The following is a 14,903-nucleotide window of genomic DNA, read 5'->3' as shown; positions in this document are numbered from 1 at the left end:
ATCGCGCGTCGCACCTTGCCCGCGCCCACGCCGCGGCCTAGCCTGCGGCCATGACCGCCGATCCGACCTTCAGAGGATTCGCGCTGGATGCCGAGACGGCGCTGGCGCTTCTGCAATGGCAGGCCGAGCTGGGCGCGGACGAGCCCTGCCTCGACGCGCCGCTCGACCGCTATGTCATGCCCGAGCGCGCCGAGCCGCCCCCCGCCCCGCCGCCGGCCGCCGCCCCGGCACCGCGCGACGAGGCCAGGGACGCGGCCGAGGACCTGATCGCCCGCGCCGAGGCCATGGCGGCCGCCGCGAGGTCCCTGGACGCGCTTGCCGCCGCGCAGGAAGCCTTCGACGGGATCGAGCTGAAGAAGGGCGCGCGGAATTTCTGCTTCTGCGACGGCAATCCGGCAGCGCGCGTCATGATCATCGGCGAGGCCCCGGGCGAGGAGGAGGACCGCCAGGGCCGCCCCTTCGTCGGCCGCGCGGGCCAGCTTCTGGATATGATGTTCGACGCCATCGGCCTGTCGCGCAAGGCGGTGGATGCGGAACGCGCGCTCTATATCACCAATGTGCTGACCTGGCGCCCGCCGGGCAACCGCCGCCCCGAGCCGGCCGAGATCGCCATGATGCTGCCCTTCCTGCGCCGTCATGTGGAACTGGTCCAGCCCCAGCTGCTGGTGCTGATGGGCAACACGCCCTGCATCGCGGCGCTGAACCAGCAGGGCATCCTGAAGCTGCGCGGCAAATGGACCGCGGCCTTCGGCCTGCCGGCGCTGCCGATGGCGCATCCGGCCTATCTGCTGCGCACGCCGCTGGCCAAGCGCGATGCCTGGGCCGACCTGCTGTCGCTGGCAGCCCGGCTCGACGGCTAGTCGGCCACCTCGCGGCAGCCCTCGAACTCGACCGCGTCGTCGGGGCCGATCAGGGTCACCCGCAGCGCCTCCGGGTCCAGCGGAAACGGCTTGCCCGAGGCGGCGACGAAATCCGCCTGCGCCATCAGCCGCCCGCCCGCCTCGCGGGTTTCCGGCGCCGAGACCCAGATCTCGTCATCGGCCAGCTCCATCGCCACCTCGTCGCCGCGGGCGCTTTCCGCCGCGGGCAGGGTGGCGGTGACCTGCATGCCGTCCTTGATCCGGGCGATGCGGCATTCCGGCTGCCGGTCCGAGGCTTCGGGCTGGCGGGCGATGGCCGCCTCGATCCGCGGATCGGGCGTTGGGCCGGGCGGTCCGGCCTGCAAGGCCACCTGCACCGGCACGCAGATGTCCAGGCAGATGCCGAAATCGACCACGGCCCTCGGCTCGACCGGCGCGCCGGGGCGGGCGGGGGCGATCTCGATCGGCAGGACCAGTTCCTCGTGATAGCCCAGCGTGCGCTCGCCGCCCGATTCGATCACCTCGGGGCGCGGCCAGAGCAGCCGCACCTCGCCCAGGTTCCGCGAGGCGCCCCAGTCGAAGCGCGGCGGCACGCCGGCATCGCCGGGGCTGCGCCAATAGGTCTTCCAGCCCGGCTCCAGCCGCAGGTGCAGCGCGGTCATGCGCTCGCCCTCGGCGGTGATCCAGCCGGGCAGAAGCTCGGCCGAGACCAGCCCGGGCGGCAGGTCCTGCGCCAAAGCCGGCGCGGCGGTCAGGAATAGCAGGGCAAGGGTCTTCATGGCGCCGTTCTAGTCGCCCCCCGCCCCCGGCGTGAAGTCACAATAGCGACAATCCCTTGCGAAAACAGCCGGCAGGACCGATCTTTAGGGAAAAGGACGGAGCAGATCATGGACCAGTCGAGCAACCTGACCGGCAAGATGCTGATCGCCATGCCGGGCATGCGCGACCCGCGCTTCGAACAGTCGGTGATCCTGGTCTGCGCCCATTCCGAGGACGGCGCCATGGGGCTGGTGGTCAACCGGCCGCTGCCCGAGATCGGCTTTTCCGACCTGCTGGCGCAGCTTGGCATCCATGCGGACGCGAATGCGCTGGACATTCCCGTGCGCTTCGGCGGCCCGGTCGAGCCGGGGCGCGGCTTCGTGCTGCATCGCGTGCCCCGCGACATCCAGCTTGACGAAAACCGGATGCGCATCGCCGACGACCTCGCCATGTCCACCACCCGCGACATCCTCGAGGATTACGCGCATGGCCACGGGCCGCAGCCGGCGATGCTGGCGCTCGGCTATGCCGGCTGGGGGCCGGGTCAGCTTGATTCGGAAATCCGCGACAACGGCTGGCTGACCTCGGACCGCGGCGACGAGATCATCTTCGGCCCCGACAATTCCGGAAAATGGCGCGCGGCGCTGAAATCGCTGGGCATCGACCCCTTGATGCTGTCGCCCAGCGCCGGCCATGCCTGACGCCTAGCGCGGCGCGGCGGCGCGGCGCAGCCGGTCATTGATCGCGGCGCCCAGCCCCCGTTCCGGCACCGGCGCCACGGCGATGGGCCGCCCCAGCTCGTCGGCGCGGCGCAGCAGGTCGAACAGCCGCGCCGCAGCCTCGGTCAGATCGCCCGTTTCGCTCAGCGTCATCTCGCCCGCCACCGGGCCGAAGCCGATCAGCACCTCGCCCGGCCGCGCGGCCCCGGCATCCAGCCGCAGGCTGGCGCGCGGCGCATAATGGCTGGTCAGCTGCCCCGGCGCGGTGGGCGCGTCGGGATCGGCCTCGGGCCGGGCCAGCGACCGGCCCAGAACCGCCTCGATCTCTTCCGCCGCGACGCCGCCGGGGCGCAGCAGCGCGGGCTGGCCCCCGACCCAGCCGACGATGGTGGATTCCACCCCGACCGGACAGGCGCCGGCATCCAGCACCGCCGCGATGCGCCCCCCCAGCCCGGTCTCGGGATCCGCGACATGGGCGGCCGAGGTCGGGCTGATCCGCCCCGAGGGATTGGCCGAGGGCGCCGCCAGCGGCCCGCCGAAGGCGCGCAGCACCTCCTGCGCCGCCGGATGCGCCGGCACGCGGATCGCCACCGTGTCCAGCCCCGCCGTCACCAGCGAGGCGATGCCGGCCCCCGGCCGCAGCGGCAGCACCAGCGTCAGCGCGCCGGGCCAGAAGGCCCGCGCCAGCGCCAGCGCCGCATTGTCGAAGACCGCGATGCGCTCGGCCGCGGCAAGGTCCGGCAGATGCACGATCAGCGGGTTGAAGCTGGGCCGGCCCTTGGCCTCGTAGATGCGCGCGACGGCGCGGGCGTCGCGCGCGTCGCCGGCCAGGCCGTAGACCGTCTCGGTCGGGATGGCGACCAGCTCGCCCTGCGCCAGCAGGTCGGCGGCGGCGCGCACGCCCCGGGAATCGCGGCCTAGGATCAGGGTCTGCATTCGTTACGTCGGGTTGTGGTTGATGGACGCGGGGCGGCAAATATGATCGAAACCAAGGCATCAGTTACGCGCCGCAGCCGGATTTGCCAAGGCGCCAGAGGGAGAGAGTGCGGATGGCCTATCAAGCCCCCGTCGATCAGATCGCGTTCATCCTGAACCGGGTCGTGTCGTTTCCGGACCTGTCCGGCACCGACCGCTTCGCCGAGGCGACGGCCGAGACCATGTCCGCCATCCTGACCGAGGCCGGCAAGCTGGCGACCGAAGTCGTCGCGCCGGTGAACCGCGCCGGCGACCTGACCCCCGCGCGGCTGGAGAACGGCAAGCTGCGCTCATCCCCCGGCTATGCCGAGGCCTTCCGCGCCTTGGCCGAGGGCGGCTGGATCGGGCTTGCCGCCGACCCCGAACATGGCGGCATGGGCCTGCCCCAGGCGCTGAACATGGCGGTGAACGAGATGATCGCCTCGGGCTGCCTGGCGCTGCAGCTGAATCCGCTACTGACCCAGGGCCAGATCGAGGCGCTGGAGCATCACGGCAGCGACGAGCTCAAGGCGCTGTATCTGCCCAAGCTGATCTCGGGCGAATGGTCGGGCACCATGAACCTGACCGAACCGCAGGCGGGCTCGGACGTGGGCGCGCTGACCACCAGGGCCGAGCGGGCCGGGGACGGCAGCTATCGCATCACCGGGCAGAAGATCTTCATCACCTGGGGCGACAGCGACGTGACGGAAAACGTCTGCCATCTGGTGCTGGCGCGCCTGCCCGACGGGGCCGCGGGCACCCGCGGCATCAGCCTGTTCATGGTGCCCAAGTTCATCCCCGACGAGGCGGGCAAGCCCGGCCTCGCCAACGACCTTCGCGTCGTCAGCCTGGAGCACAAGCTGGGCATCCACGGCAGCCCGACCTGCGTCATGAGCTTCGAGGGCGCGAAGGGCTGGATCGTCGGCGAAGAGCACAAGGGCATGGCCGCCATGTTCACCATGATGAACTGCGCCCGGCTGGGCGTCGGCGTGCAGGGCGTGGCCCAGGCCGAGGCGGCGCTGCAGCAGGCCGTGGCCTATGCCGCCGAGCGGGTGCAGATGGGCCCGATCATCCGCCATCCCGACGTGCGCCGGATGCTGGCGGAATCGCGGGCCGAGGTCTTTGCGGCGCGCGCCATCTGCCTGGGCTGCGCGGTGGCGCTGGACATGGCGCGGGCCACCGGTTCGGACGAATGGGCCGCGCGCGCAGCCTTCCTGACCCCGATCGCCAAGGCGCATGGCACCGATATCGGCATCCGCGTCGCCGATACCGCCGTGCAGGTGCATGGCGGCATGGGCTATATCGAGGAAACCGGCGCCGCCCAGTATCTGCGCGACGTGCGCATCACCGCGATCTACGAGGGGACGAACGGCATCCAGGCCATGGACCTGGTCGGGCGCAAGCTCTCGGACGGCGGCGCGGCGGCCATGGCGCTGCTGGACGAGATCCTCGACGGCGCCAAGGCCGCGCAATCGGCCGAGCCCGAGCTGGCCAACCAGCTCTGGCAAGCCGCCGAGACCCTGCGCGAGGCCACGCATGAGTTGCTGGAGCTGGGCATGGAGGACCGTTTCGCCGGCGCGGTGCCCTATCTTTCGGCCTTTGCCCGGGTGCTGGGGGCGCATTACCACCTGCGCGCCGCGACCGGCGGCGGCAGCAAGGCGCTGGCGCGGATCTACATCACCCGCATCCTGCCGCATTTCGCCGCCGATCTGGCGGCCGCGCGGGCCGGGCTGGCCGATCTGGCGGCGCTTGACGATGCCGCGCTGCTGGGTCAAATGGCTGGGTGATACGCAGCGAGACCCATAACCCGCCGGCCGAGGGCGAGGCGCATGAGATCGCCCCCGGCGTGTTCTGGTTCCAGCTTCCGCTGCCGTTCAAGCCCGATACGGTCAATGTCTACGCCCTTCGCGACGCGGATGGCTGGACCCTGGTGGACAGCGGGCTGGACACCCGCCGCACCCGCGGCATCTGGCAGGGCATCCTGCAGGGTCCGCTGGCCGGGGCGCCGGTCAGCCGGCTGATCGCCACCCATCACCATATCGACCACATGGGCCTTGCCGGCTGGTTTCAGGCACAGGGGGCCGAACTCTGGACCTCGCGCTCGGCCTGGCTCACGGCGCGGATGGGCATCCTCGACGTGCAGGAACGCCCGACCCCGCAGGCGATCGCCTTCTGGCGCGAGGCCGGCATGCCGCCCGAGCTGATCGAGGAACGCAGCCACGAGCGTCCCTTCAACAGCGCCGATGTCTGCGCCCCGCTGCCGCCCGGCTATCGCCGGCTGTGGGAAGGGCAGCAGGTCACATTCGGCGAGCGGCGCTGGATCGTGCGCATGGGCCATGGCCATGCGCCGGAACATGTGACGCTGTGGTCTCTGGACGACGATCTGGTGATCGGCGGCGACCAGATGCTGGCGACGATCTCGCCCAATCTCGGCGTCTATCCGACCGAGCCCGAGGCCGATACCGTCGGCGACTGGCTGGAAAGCTGCGCGCGGCTGGCGGAATTCGCCCGGCCCGAGCAGCTGGTGCTGCCCGGTCACAAGCTGCCCTATCGCGGCCTGCCGACCCGGCTGCGGCAACTGGCCGAGAACCAGCGCGCGGCGCTGGACCGCCTGCTGGACGGGCTGCGCCAGCAACCGCACAGCGTGGTGGACTGCTTCCCGCTGCTCTATCGCCGGCAGATCGCCAAGCCCGAATTCGGCCTGGCGCTGGCCGAGGCGGTCGGGCATATCAACCACCTGCGCGCGACCGGCCGGGTGTGGCCCATGGGCAAGACCGGGTCCGGCGCGGTGCTTTGGGGGGCGTGACACGGCCGCCGCCTTGCGCTATCCCTGCGCCCGACGCATCGCATCGTTACGGACAGGATCATGGCCTCGCATCACGAAATCACCGAACACAAGCATGGCGAAATGGACATCCGCGCCCAGCAGGCGACCTTTGCCGGCTTCATCAAGGCTGCGACCTGGGTCAGCATCCTTGCCATCGCCGTGCTGGTGTTCCTGGCGCTGACCAACGCCTGATCCTGACCGGGGAAAGACCAGAAATGCAAAGGCGTGCCTTCCTTGCGCTGGCGCTGCCGGCCGCGCTTGCGGCTTGCGGGGCAGACAACAAATGGGCCAGCGACGAGGCCATCCGGCGCGCGCGCTATGTCTCGGACGAGCCGCCCTCGATCACGCTGTTCAGCGTCATCGGCATCCCGCGCGGCGAGGGCGGGCATTCCGCGCTGATGATCAACGGCAGCCAGCGGGTGATCTACGACCCCGCCGGCAGCTGGGAACATCCGGCGATCCCGGAACGGCACGACGTGCTTTACGGCATCACGCCGAACTTCAAGAACTTCTACATCGATTATCACGCGCGCTCGACCTATTGGGTGGCCGAGGACACGGTCCGCGTGCCGCTGGCCGTCGCCGATGCCGCGATCCGCTCGGTCGAGCGGCAGGGCGCCTCGAACAAGAGCTTCTGCGCCGTCAACACCGGCAAGGCGCTGAGCCGCGTGCCGGGCTTCGAGGCCGCGCCGACCGGCTTCTCGGTGCTCAAGCTGCGCGACTGGTTCCTGACCCTGCCGGGCGTGACCTCCAAGAAGCACATGGACGGCGATCCCGCCAACAACCATGACGTGCTCCTGCGCCAGAAAAGCGGCACCATCGCCGGCTATGGCGCCGACGGCCGCCTTCACGTGATGAGATAAAGCGCCGTGTAAAGCGTGGCCATCCCGGACAGGATGGCCGCCAGCACGTTGCGCGTCGCGACCCCCACCGCCACGGCGACGACCGCCGCGATCATCCGCGCCGGATCGGGCGCGCCATGCGTCGCCGCCGGCCAGACCACCAGCGGCGCCACGATGGCCGGCAGCACCCCGACAGCGGTATAGCGCAGCAACCGCTGCGCCCAGAGCGGCATCGGCCGGCCGCCGAGCACGCCCAGGAAGGACCAGCGCAAGCCATAGGTCCCCAGCGCCAGGACAAGGATGATCAGCCAGATGGTGGCATTGCTGTAGCCGGTCACGGGCGGGCTCCGTTTCTGCGTTCCATCAGCGCCTCGACCCCTGCGCCGGTCAGCATGGCCAGCGGCGCGGCCACGAACAGCCCCAGCCCCGAGGGCAGGAAGGCGAAGACCAGCGAGCCCAGCACCGCGACCAGCGCCGCCGCGACATGGGCCGGGCTGCGCAGCATCGGCGCGATCAGCGCCAGGAAGGTGATCGGCATGGCGAAATCCAGCGCCCAGTCCTCGGGGATGGCCTTGCCCAGCCAGACGCCCAGCAGCGTGGCCAGCAGCCAGAACGGACAGGTCGCCAGCACCGCGCCCAGGAAATAGCCGATGCGCTGCTCAAGGCTCAGCCGGGGATGCTTTTCATAATGCTGGATCGCCAGCGCATAGCTCTGGTCGATCAGCACATAGGCGATCCAGGCCCGGTCGCGCGGCCTTGCCCCGCCCAGCCAGGGCACCAGCGAGGCCGAATACATCGCCATGCGCAAATTGACCGCGATGGCCGAGACGATGACCACCAGCGCCGGCGCGTGATCGGTCATCAGCTGCACCGCGGTGAATTGCGAGGCCCCGGCCAGCACCAGCACGGTGAAGCCCAGGATCTGCGGCAGGTCCAGCCCCGCATCGCTGGCGACCACGCCGAACAGCATGCCGAAGGGCAGAAGCACAAGGATGAAGGGCAGCGCCTGCAGGAAGCCATGGCGCAGGCATTGCGCCGGGCTGCGCTGCAGGGCGCGGCTCTGCTCGGGGGTCAGGCGGGAAGGGGCCGCAAGATCGGCTTGCGCGGACATGGTGAAAACGGCTCATGTTCGGGATATGGCTGGCGGCACATTGGCTAAAACCGCGGCCCGATACAAGAACCTCCATACAAGAACCTGAAGGGACCGCCATGCCCGGACCGCAGATCCCGCCCCGCATCCTGCGCGGCATCCCGCCCGAGCTGCAGGGCGCGGCGGCGGCGCTTTACTGGCGCCATTTCGGCGCGCAGGTCCTGCCGCTGCCGGTGGCGGCGCGGCAGGGGGTGGCGCTGATCCGCGCCGCCATGCGGGCCGAGCGGGCGCTGGTGGCGCTGGCGCCCTCGGGGCGGCTGGTCGGGATCGTCGGGCTGCGCGGGGCGGGCGGCGGCTTTCTCGACCCCAGCGCCGAGGGCTTCGTCGCGGTCTGGGGCCCGGCGCGCGGGCGGCTGCGGCATCTGGCGGCGGGGCTCTACCGTCCCGGTGCGGCGACCGCGGATCTGGTGCTGGACGGCATCGCCGTGCTGCCGCAATGGCGGCGGCAGGGCATCGCCCGCGCCCTGATCCGGTGCGCCGCCGCCCATGCAAGCGCACTGGGCCATCCGGCCCTGCGCGCCGAGGTGCAGGCGGGCAACCGTGAGGGGCTGGCGGCATGGCAGGCGATGGGCTTCCGCCCGCTGGCGCGGCAAAGGCTGGGCTGGCCCTGGTCGGCGCCGGCCCATGTGCTGCGGCTGCCGCTTTAGCCACGCCGCCCGCCTGGGGCGCAAGGCGACCCGCGCGCACCCTCGGCTTCAGGACCCCTCCGCCGCCTCGGCCTCTGCTCCGGCCTGGCCCAGCATGCCGGTCACCTGCGCCAGCAAGGTGAAGGCCCGGCCCGAGCGCGTCTCGGCCAGCACGGCCAGCAATTGCGGATCGCCGTCCTGCGCCTTGCGGCTCAGCAGCCGGTCGAAATGGCGCAGGAAATGATGGGCCACGTCGCGGAAGACCTCGTCTGCGCGCAGCATCGTCCCGGCGGTGGCCAGCGCGGCCTCGTCGCGGATCACCGCCAGCGCCGCCACGGCCTCGCCGCGCGCGCCCTCGGCGAAGCGGCGCCACAGTGCGGGATCGGCCTCGGCCAGCGCCAGCTCGTCCATATAGACCCCCTGCCCGGCCAGCAGCGTGACCACGTCCTGCGCCGCCCGGATCAGCCGGGCCATGCCCGGATCGGCCAGCGCTAGGCGCAGGCAGCGAATCGCCTCGCGATCCTCGGGACCGTCGGGGAAGTTCAGCGCATAGAACAGCTCGGTCGGGGTCAGCTCGGCCGCCGCCGGCGAATCAAGCTCCAGCGTGGCCTGGCGCGTGTCCGCCGCCGGCCGCGGCGGCGCGGGAATGGCATTGCGCCGCGCCGCCGCGGCGGGTGCGGGCGCGGCTGCGACGGGGCGCGGCTCGGCCATGGGCTCGGCCGCAGCGTCCTCGTCCTGCATCCGGGCCAGCATGGCGCGCAGTTCCTCGGCCTCCTGCCGCAGCGCCAGCAGGCTGCGCGCCGCCCAGACCGCCAGCCAGATCAGCGCCAGCGGCAGGAACAGGCCGACCAGCCAGAGCAGCCAGCCCGCCGCCCCGGTCCCTTCCGACTCGGGACCGAAAAGCGCGAACAGCCCGGCCAGCGCCAGCCAGGCCAGGCTGGACGCCGCGCCGACGGCCAGCACGCGGCCGCGCGCCTGTTCGATGGCCAGCCTGCGCAGCGGATCAAGCGAGTTCATGCGCCCGGCCCCATCCTTCAGACATAGCGGATCGAGATGATCTCATAGGATTTCCCGCCGCCCGGGGTGACGACCTCGACGCTGTCGCCCTCGTCCTTGCCGATCAGGGCGCGGGCCAGGGGCGAGCGGATGTTCAGCAGCCCGCGCTCCAGATCCGCCTCGGCCTCCCCGACGATCTGATAGGTGCGCTCTTCTTCGCTGTCCTCGTCGAGCAGGGTGACGGTGGCGCCGAACTTGATCGAGCCGTTCAGCCGGCTCGGGTCGATGACCTCGGCGCGGGACAGAATCATCTCCAGCTCCTTGATGCGGCCTTCGACGAAGCTCTGCTTCTCGCGCGCGGCGTGGTATTCGGCGTTTTCCGACAGGTCGCCGTGCTCGCGCGCCTCGGCGATGGCGCGGATCACCGCCGGACGCTGGACCGAGCGCAGCTCGCGCAATTCCTCGTCCAGCTGGTCATAGCCCGCGCGGGTCATCGGTATCTTTTCCATTCCAGTCCTTCCGGTCGCAACGGTGCGACGCCAGTCAACGCGAAACAAGGTGTTGGAACGCCCCCGACCTTGGGCCGGGGGCGTCCGCTGAAATCCGAAAGGCATCGTGGCCGGTTCCGGGCCCTGTTTCAAGCCCCGGCAAAGGCCATCCGCGAGACCTCGCGCAGAAAGGTCGCAGAATTGCAATTGTTCGTCGCGTTCCGATTGCCCGCAAGAATGTTACGCGTTAGGTGTTCGGCGCAGAGTCAAGAGCCAGGGGATTGGAGGCCGAGCCATGTCTGAGATCGTCCGCGAGTCGATGGATTACGACGTCGTGATCGTTGGCGGCGGGCCTGCGGGCCTGTCGGCGGCGATCCGGCTCAAGCAGCTCAACCCCGAACTTTCCGTGGTGCTGCTGGAGAAGGGCTCGGAGATCGGCGCGCATATCCTCTCGGGCGCGGTGCTGGACACCGCCGGCCTCGACAAGCTGATCCCGGACTGGAAGGAGAAGGGCGCCCCGGTCACCACCGAGGTGAAGGAGGACAACTTCTACATCCTCGGCCCGCATGGCCAGGTCCGGGTGCCGAACTGGCCGATGCCTCCCCTCATGAACAATCACGGCAAATACATCGTCTCGATGGGCAATGTCTGCCGCTGGCTCGCCGAGCAGGCCGAGGCGCTGGAGGTCGAGATCTTCCCCGGCATGGCCTGCTCGCAGCTGGTCTACGAGGGCGACCGCGTCGTCGGCGTCGTCGCCGGCGAGATGGGGCTCAACGCCGACGGCACCCCCGGCCCGGCCTATGAGCCCGGCATGGAACTGCGCGGCAAATACGTGCTGATCGCCGAGGGCGTGCGCGGGTCGCTGGCGAAGGAGCTGATCGGCAAATACGACCTCTCGGCCGGCCATGAGCCGCAGAAATTCGGCCTCGGCATGAAGGAGATCTGGGAGATCGACCCGGCCAAGGCCAGGCCCGGCACGGTGACGCATACGATGGGCTGGCCCTTGGGCAAGAACGCCGGCGGCGGCAGCTTCATCTATCACCTTGAGGGCAACCAGGTGCTGGTCGGCTTCGTCGTGCACCTGAACTATGCCAACCCCTATCTCTATCCCTATATGGAGTTCCAGCGCTTCAAGCACCATCCGCTGGTCGCGGAGCTGCTGGAGGGCGGCAAGCGCGTCGCCTATGGCGCAAGGGCGATCTCCGAGGGCGGCTGGCAGTCGATCCCGAAGCTGACCGTGCCGGGGGCGGCGCTGCTGGGCTGCTCGGCCGGGCTGGTGAACGTGCCGCGCATCAAGGGCAACCACAACGCCATGCTGTCCGGCATCGCCGCGGCCGAGGCGGCGGCGGCGGCCATCGCGGCGGGGCGCGCGGGTGACGAGCTGGCCGAATACGAGGCCGACCTGCGCTCGGGCCCCATCGCCCGCGACCTGAAGCCGGTCCGGAACGTCAAGCCACTCTGGTCGAAGCTGGGGCTCTGGGCCAGCCTGGCGCTCGGCGGCTTCGACATGTGGGTGGCGAACCTCACCGGCTGGAACCCGCTCGGCACCTGGAAGCACGGCAAGACGGATGCGCAGGCCACCGGCAAGGCCGCGGATTTCCAGCCGATCGACTATCCGAAGCCCGACGGCAAGCTGTCCTTCGACCGGCTGACCAACGTGGCGTTTTCCTTCACCAACCACGAGGAAAGCCAGCCCTGCCACCTGAAGCTGAAGGATCCCGCGATCCCGATCCAGGTGAACCTGCCGGTCTATGCCGAGCCGGCGACACGCTATTGCCCGGCCGGGGTCTATGAGGTGCTGGAGGGCGACGATGGCCCGCGCTTCCAGATCAACTTCCAGAACTGCGTCCATTGCAAGACCTGCGACATCAANCTGGTGGGCAAGCTGAAAGAAGCGGGGGTGATCTGATGGCTGTTCTGCTGCTTGGCGAAGTCACGAATGGCGAGCTGAACCGCGACGCGACGGCGAAGGCGGTGCAGGCGGTCAAGGCGCTTGGCGATGTGACGGTGCTCTGCGCCGGCGCCTCGGCGAAAGCGGCGGCCGAGGAGGCCGCGAAGATCGCCGGCGTCGCGAAGGTGCTGGTGGCGGAAGCCCCGCTCTACGGTCACCGCCTGGCCGAGCCGACCGCGGCGCTGATCGTGGGCCTGGCCGGCGATTACAGCCATATCGCCGCGCCGGCGACCACGGATGCCAAGAACGTCATGCCCCGCGTCGCGGCGCTGCTCGACGTGATGGTGCTGTCGGATGTCTCGGCCATCCTCGACGCCGAGACCTTCGAGCGGCCGATCTATGCCGGCAACGCCATCCAGGTGGTGAAGTCGAAGGACGCGAAGAAGGTCTTCACCATCCGCACCGCCAGCTTCGACGCCGCCCCCGAAGGCGGTTCGGCCGCCGTTGCCGAGACCGCCGCCGCCGCCGCCGATCCGGGCCTGTCCTCCTGGGTGGCCGACGAGGTGGCCGAGAGCGACCGTCCCGAGCTGACCTCGGCGAAACGGGTGGTCTCGGGCGGCCGCGGCCTCGGCTCGAAGGAGAGCTTCGCCATCATTGAGCAGCTGGCCGACAAGCTCGGCGCCGCGGTGGGTGCCTCGCGGGCGGCGGTGGACAGTGGCTATGCGCCGAACGACTGGCAGGTCGGGCAGACCGGCAAGGTCGTCGCCCCCGAGCTCTATGTCGCGGTGGGCATCTCGGGGGCGATCCAGCACCTGGCGGGGATGAAGGATTCGAAGGTGATCGTGGCGATCAACAAGGACGAGGAGGCGCCGATCTTCCAGATCGCCGATTACGGCCTGGTCGGCGACCTGTTCTCCGTGGTGCCGGAACTGACCGGGAAGCTCTGAGCGTCACCGATATTCGTGTCCCCGACGACATCTTCCGTCAGTCGGGAAGGACGGAACCCCGTCACTTACCTCCCCGGGGTTCCGTCCAGGAGAATCGAACATGACTGATATCATTCGCGAGTCGATGGAATACGACGTGGTGATCGTGGGCGGCGGTCCCGCGGGTCTGTCGGCGGCGATCCGGCTCAAGCAGGTGAACCCCGAGCTTTCCGTGGTGCTCTTGGAGAAGGGCTCGGAGATCGGCGCGCATATCCTCTCGGGCGCCGTGCTCGACACTTCTGGCCTCGACAAGCTGATCCCGGACTGGAAGGACAAGGGCGCGCCCGTCAGCACCGAAGTCACCCAGGACAATTTCTACATCCTCGGCCCGCAGGGCCAGGTCCGCGTCCCGAACTGGCCGATGCCGCCCCTGATGTCGAACCACGGCAAGTACATCGTCTCGATGGGCAATGTCTGCCGCTGGCTCGCCGAACAGGCCGAGGCGCTGGAGGTGGAGATCTTCCCCGGCATGGCCTGCTCGCAGCTGGTCTACGAGGGCAGCCGCGTCGCCGGCGTCGTCGCCGGCGAGATGGGGCTGAATGCCGACGGCACCCCCGGCCCGGCCTACGAGCCCGGCATGGAGCTGCGCGGCAAATACGTGCTGATCGCCGAAGGCGTGAGGGGCTCGCTGGCGAAAGAACTCATCGGCAAATACGACCTCTCCGCCGGCCATGAGCCGCAGAAATTCGGCCTCGGCATGAAGGAGATCTGGGAGATCGACCCCGCCAAGGCGAAACCGGGCACGGTGACCCACACCATGGGCTGGCCCTTGGGCAAGAACGCCGGCGGCGGGTCGTTCATCTATCACCTCGAGGGCAACCAGGTCCTGGTCGGCTTCGTCGTCCACCTGAACTACGCCAACCCCTGGCTCTATCCCTACATGGAGTTCCAGCGCTTCAAGCACCACCCGCTAGTCGCGGAGCTCCTGGAGGGCGGCAAGCGCGTGGCTTACGGCGCCCGCGCCATCTCCGAGGGCGGCTGGCAATCGATCCCGAAGCTGGCGGTGCCCGGCGCGGCGCTCTTGGGCTGCTCGGCCGGGCTGGTGAACGTGCCGCGGATCAAGGGCAACCACAACGCCATGCTCTCGGGCATCGCCGCGGCCGAGGCGGCAGCCGCCGCCATCGCCGCCGGCCGCGCGGGCGACGAGCTGGCCGATTACGAGGCCGACCTGCGCTCGGGCCCCATCGCCCGCGACCTGAAGCCGGTCCGCAACGTCAAGCCGCTGTGGTCGAAGCTGGGGCTGTGGCCGTCGCTGGCGCTCGGCGGCTTCGACATGTGGGTGGCGAACCTCACCGGCTGGAACCCCTTGGGCACCTGGAAGCACGGCAAGACCGACGCCGAGGCCACCGGCAAGGCCGCCGATTTCCAGCCCATCGACTATCCCAGGCCGGACGGCAAGCTCTCGTTCGATCGCCTCACCAACGTGGCGTTCAGCTTCACCAATCACGAGGAAAGCCAGCCCTGCCACCTGAAGCTGAAGGACCCCGCGATCCCGATCGCGGTGAACCTGCCGCTCTATGCCGAGCCCGCGCAGCGCTACTGCCCGGCCGGGGTCTACGAGGTGCTCGAGGGGCCGGAGGGGCCGAAGTTCCAGATCAACTTCCAGAACTGCGTGCACTGCAAGACCTGCGACATCAAGGACCCCGCCCAGAACATCAACTGGACAACCCCACAGGGCGGAGACGGGCCGAACTACCCGAATATGTGATCGCCAGGACGCCCGCCGCCGCCGCCCCGCCGTTGCCTATCGGCCCGGCGGCGGCTAGGGTCGCCTGCGCAAATCGCCGAGACATGGGCCCAAGCCG

At 69.9% G+C, this 14,903-nt stretch carries 16 protein-coding genes; 10 read left to right on the top strand and 6 right to left on the bottom strand.

Going from position 1 to position 14,903, the window contains the following annotated elements:
* Positions 1-50: 50 nt before the first annotated feature.
* On the top strand, positions 51-860 hold the full coding sequence (locus L632_RS0101535; RefSeq protein ID WP_051476349.1) for a uracil-DNA glycosylase family protein: 810 nt from the start codon (positions 51-53) through the stop codon (positions 858-860).
* On the opposite strand, the gene L632_RS0101530 is transcribed toward L632_RS0101535, so the two are convergent.
* Positions 857-1,639, bottom strand: coding sequence for a protein-disulfide reductase DsbD domain-containing protein (locus L632_RS0101530; RefSeq protein ID WP_028716227.1), 783 nt, complete (start codon positions 1,637-1,639; stop codon positions 857-859). The two genes, L632_RS0101535 and L632_RS0101530, sit on opposite strands and share 4 nt — an antisense overlap.
* A gap of 108 nt (positions 1,640-1,747) precedes the next feature.
* On the opposite strand from L632_RS0101530, the gene L632_RS0101525 reads away from it, so the two are divergent.
* Positions 1,748-2,320, top strand: a complete 573-nt coding sequence (locus L632_RS0101525) for a YqgE/AlgH family protein (RefSeq protein ID WP_028713360.1) — start codon at positions 1,748-1,750, stop codon at positions 2,318-2,320.
* A 3-nt stretch (positions 2,321-2,323) separates the two neighbouring features.
* Here the strand turns inward: L632_RS0101525 and L632_RS0101520 are convergent, their stop codons facing one another.
* Entirely contained in the window at positions 2,324-3,274 is a 951-nt protein-coding gene (locus L632_RS0101520) for an L-threonylcarbamoyladenylate synthase (protein ID WP_028716226.1), read from the bottom strand.
* A 113-nt stretch (positions 3,275-3,387) separates the two neighbouring features.
* On the opposite strand from L632_RS0101520, the gene L632_RS0101515 reads away from it, so the two are divergent.
* The 4 genes from L632_RS0101515 to L632_RS0101500 are packed head-to-tail and all read left to right on the top strand — an operon-like array spanning position 3,388 to position 6,982.
* Entirely contained in the window at positions 3,388-5,079 is a 1,692-nt protein-coding gene (locus L632_RS0101515) for an acyl-CoA dehydrogenase (protein ID WP_028713358.1), read from the top strand.
* Entirely contained in the window at positions 5,076-6,098 is a 1,023-nt protein-coding gene (locus L632_RS0101510) for an MBL fold metallo-hydrolase (RefSeq protein ID WP_028713357.1), read from the top strand. Before L632_RS0101515 ends, L632_RS0101510 begins: the two co-directional genes overlap by 4 nt.
* A 60-nt stretch (positions 6,099-6,158) precedes the next feature.
* On the top strand, positions 6,159-6,311 hold the full coding sequence (locus tag L632_RS0101505) for an aa3-type cytochrome c oxidase subunit IV (protein ID WP_028713356.1): 153 nt from the start codon (positions 6,159-6,161) through the stop codon (positions 6,309-6,311).
* A gap of 23 nt (positions 6,312-6,334) precedes the next feature.
* The gene (locus L632_RS0101500) at positions 6,335-6,982 is read left to right on the top strand and encodes a hypothetical protein (RefSeq protein ID WP_028713355.1); all 648 of its coding nucleotides are present in this window, start codon (positions 6,335-6,337) and stop codon (positions 6,980-6,982) included.
* On the opposite strand, the gene L632_RS0101495 is transcribed toward L632_RS0101500, so the two are convergent.
* Both L632_RS0101495 and L632_RS0101490 read right to left on the bottom strand, forming a co-directional pair.
* Entirely contained in the window at positions 6,967-7,299 is a 333-nt protein-coding gene (locus L632_RS0101495) for an AzlD domain-containing protein (protein ID WP_028713354.1), read from the bottom strand. The two genes, L632_RS0101500 and L632_RS0101495, sit on opposite strands and share 16 nt — an antisense overlap.
* A complete protein-coding gene (locus L632_RS0101490; protein ID WP_156929476.1) occupies positions 7,296-8,072 on the bottom strand; it encodes an AzlC family ABC transporter permease in 777 nt (258 codons plus the stop codon). The genes L632_RS0101495 and L632_RS0101490 overlap by 4 nt, the downstream gene beginning before the upstream one ends.
* Before the next feature lie 98 nt (positions 8,073-8,170).
* On the opposite strand from L632_RS0101490, the gene L632_RS0101485 reads away from it, so the two are divergent.
* Entirely contained in the window at positions 8,171-8,758 is a 588-nt protein-coding gene (locus L632_RS0101485) for an N-acetyltransferase (RefSeq protein ID WP_028713352.1), read from the top strand.
* Positions 8,759-8,806: 48 nt separating this feature from the next.
* Here the strand turns inward: L632_RS0101485 and L632_RS0101480 are convergent, their stop codons facing one another.
* Entirely contained in the window at positions 8,807-9,754 is a 948-nt protein-coding gene (locus L632_RS0101480; RefSeq protein ID WP_028713351.1) for a hypothetical protein, read from the bottom strand.
* A gap of 17 nt (positions 9,755-9,771) precedes the next feature.
* The gene (gene greA, locus L632_RS0101475) at positions 9,772-10,242 is read right to left on the bottom strand and encodes a transcription elongation factor GreA (RefSeq protein WP_024845767.1); all 471 of its coding nucleotides are present in this window, start codon (positions 10,240-10,242) and stop codon (positions 9,772-9,774) included.
* Between the two features lie 274 nt (positions 10,243-10,516).
* Between greA and L632_RS21855 the strand changes: the two genes are divergently transcribed.
* From L632_RS21855 to L632_RS0101460, 3 genes are all read left to right on the top strand, one after another.
* On the top strand, positions 10,517-12,130 hold the full coding sequence (locus tag L632_RS21855; RefSeq protein ID WP_051476348.1) for an electron transfer flavoprotein-ubiquinone oxidoreductase: 1,614 nt from the start codon (positions 10,517-10,519) through the stop codon (positions 12,128-12,130).
* On the top strand, positions 12,130-13,059 hold the full coding sequence (locus L632_RS0101465; RefSeq protein WP_028716225.1) for an electron transfer flavoprotein subunit alpha/FixB family protein: 930 nt from the start codon (positions 12,130-12,132) through the stop codon (positions 13,057-13,059). The genes L632_RS21855 and L632_RS0101465 overlap by 1 nt, the downstream gene beginning before the upstream one ends.
* Positions 13,060-13,159: 100 nt before the next feature.
* Positions 13,160-14,806 (top strand): electron transfer flavoprotein-ubiquinone oxidoreductase, encoded by a 1,647-nt coding sequence (locus tag L632_RS0101460; RefSeq protein ID WP_028716224.1) that lies wholly within the window; start codon positions 13,160-13,162, stop codon positions 14,804-14,806.
* The last annotated feature ends 97 nt before the right edge of the window (positions 14,807-14,903 follow it).

The sequence above is a fragment of the Paracoccus sp. J39 genome (genome assembly GCF_000518925.1).
Lineage (GTDB): Bacteria > Pseudomonadota > Alphaproteobacteria > Rhodobacterales > Rhodobacteraceae > Paracoccus.
Note: the sequence above shows the minus strand (reverse complement) of the source record. Positions and strands in the feature narration are given on the sequence as shown.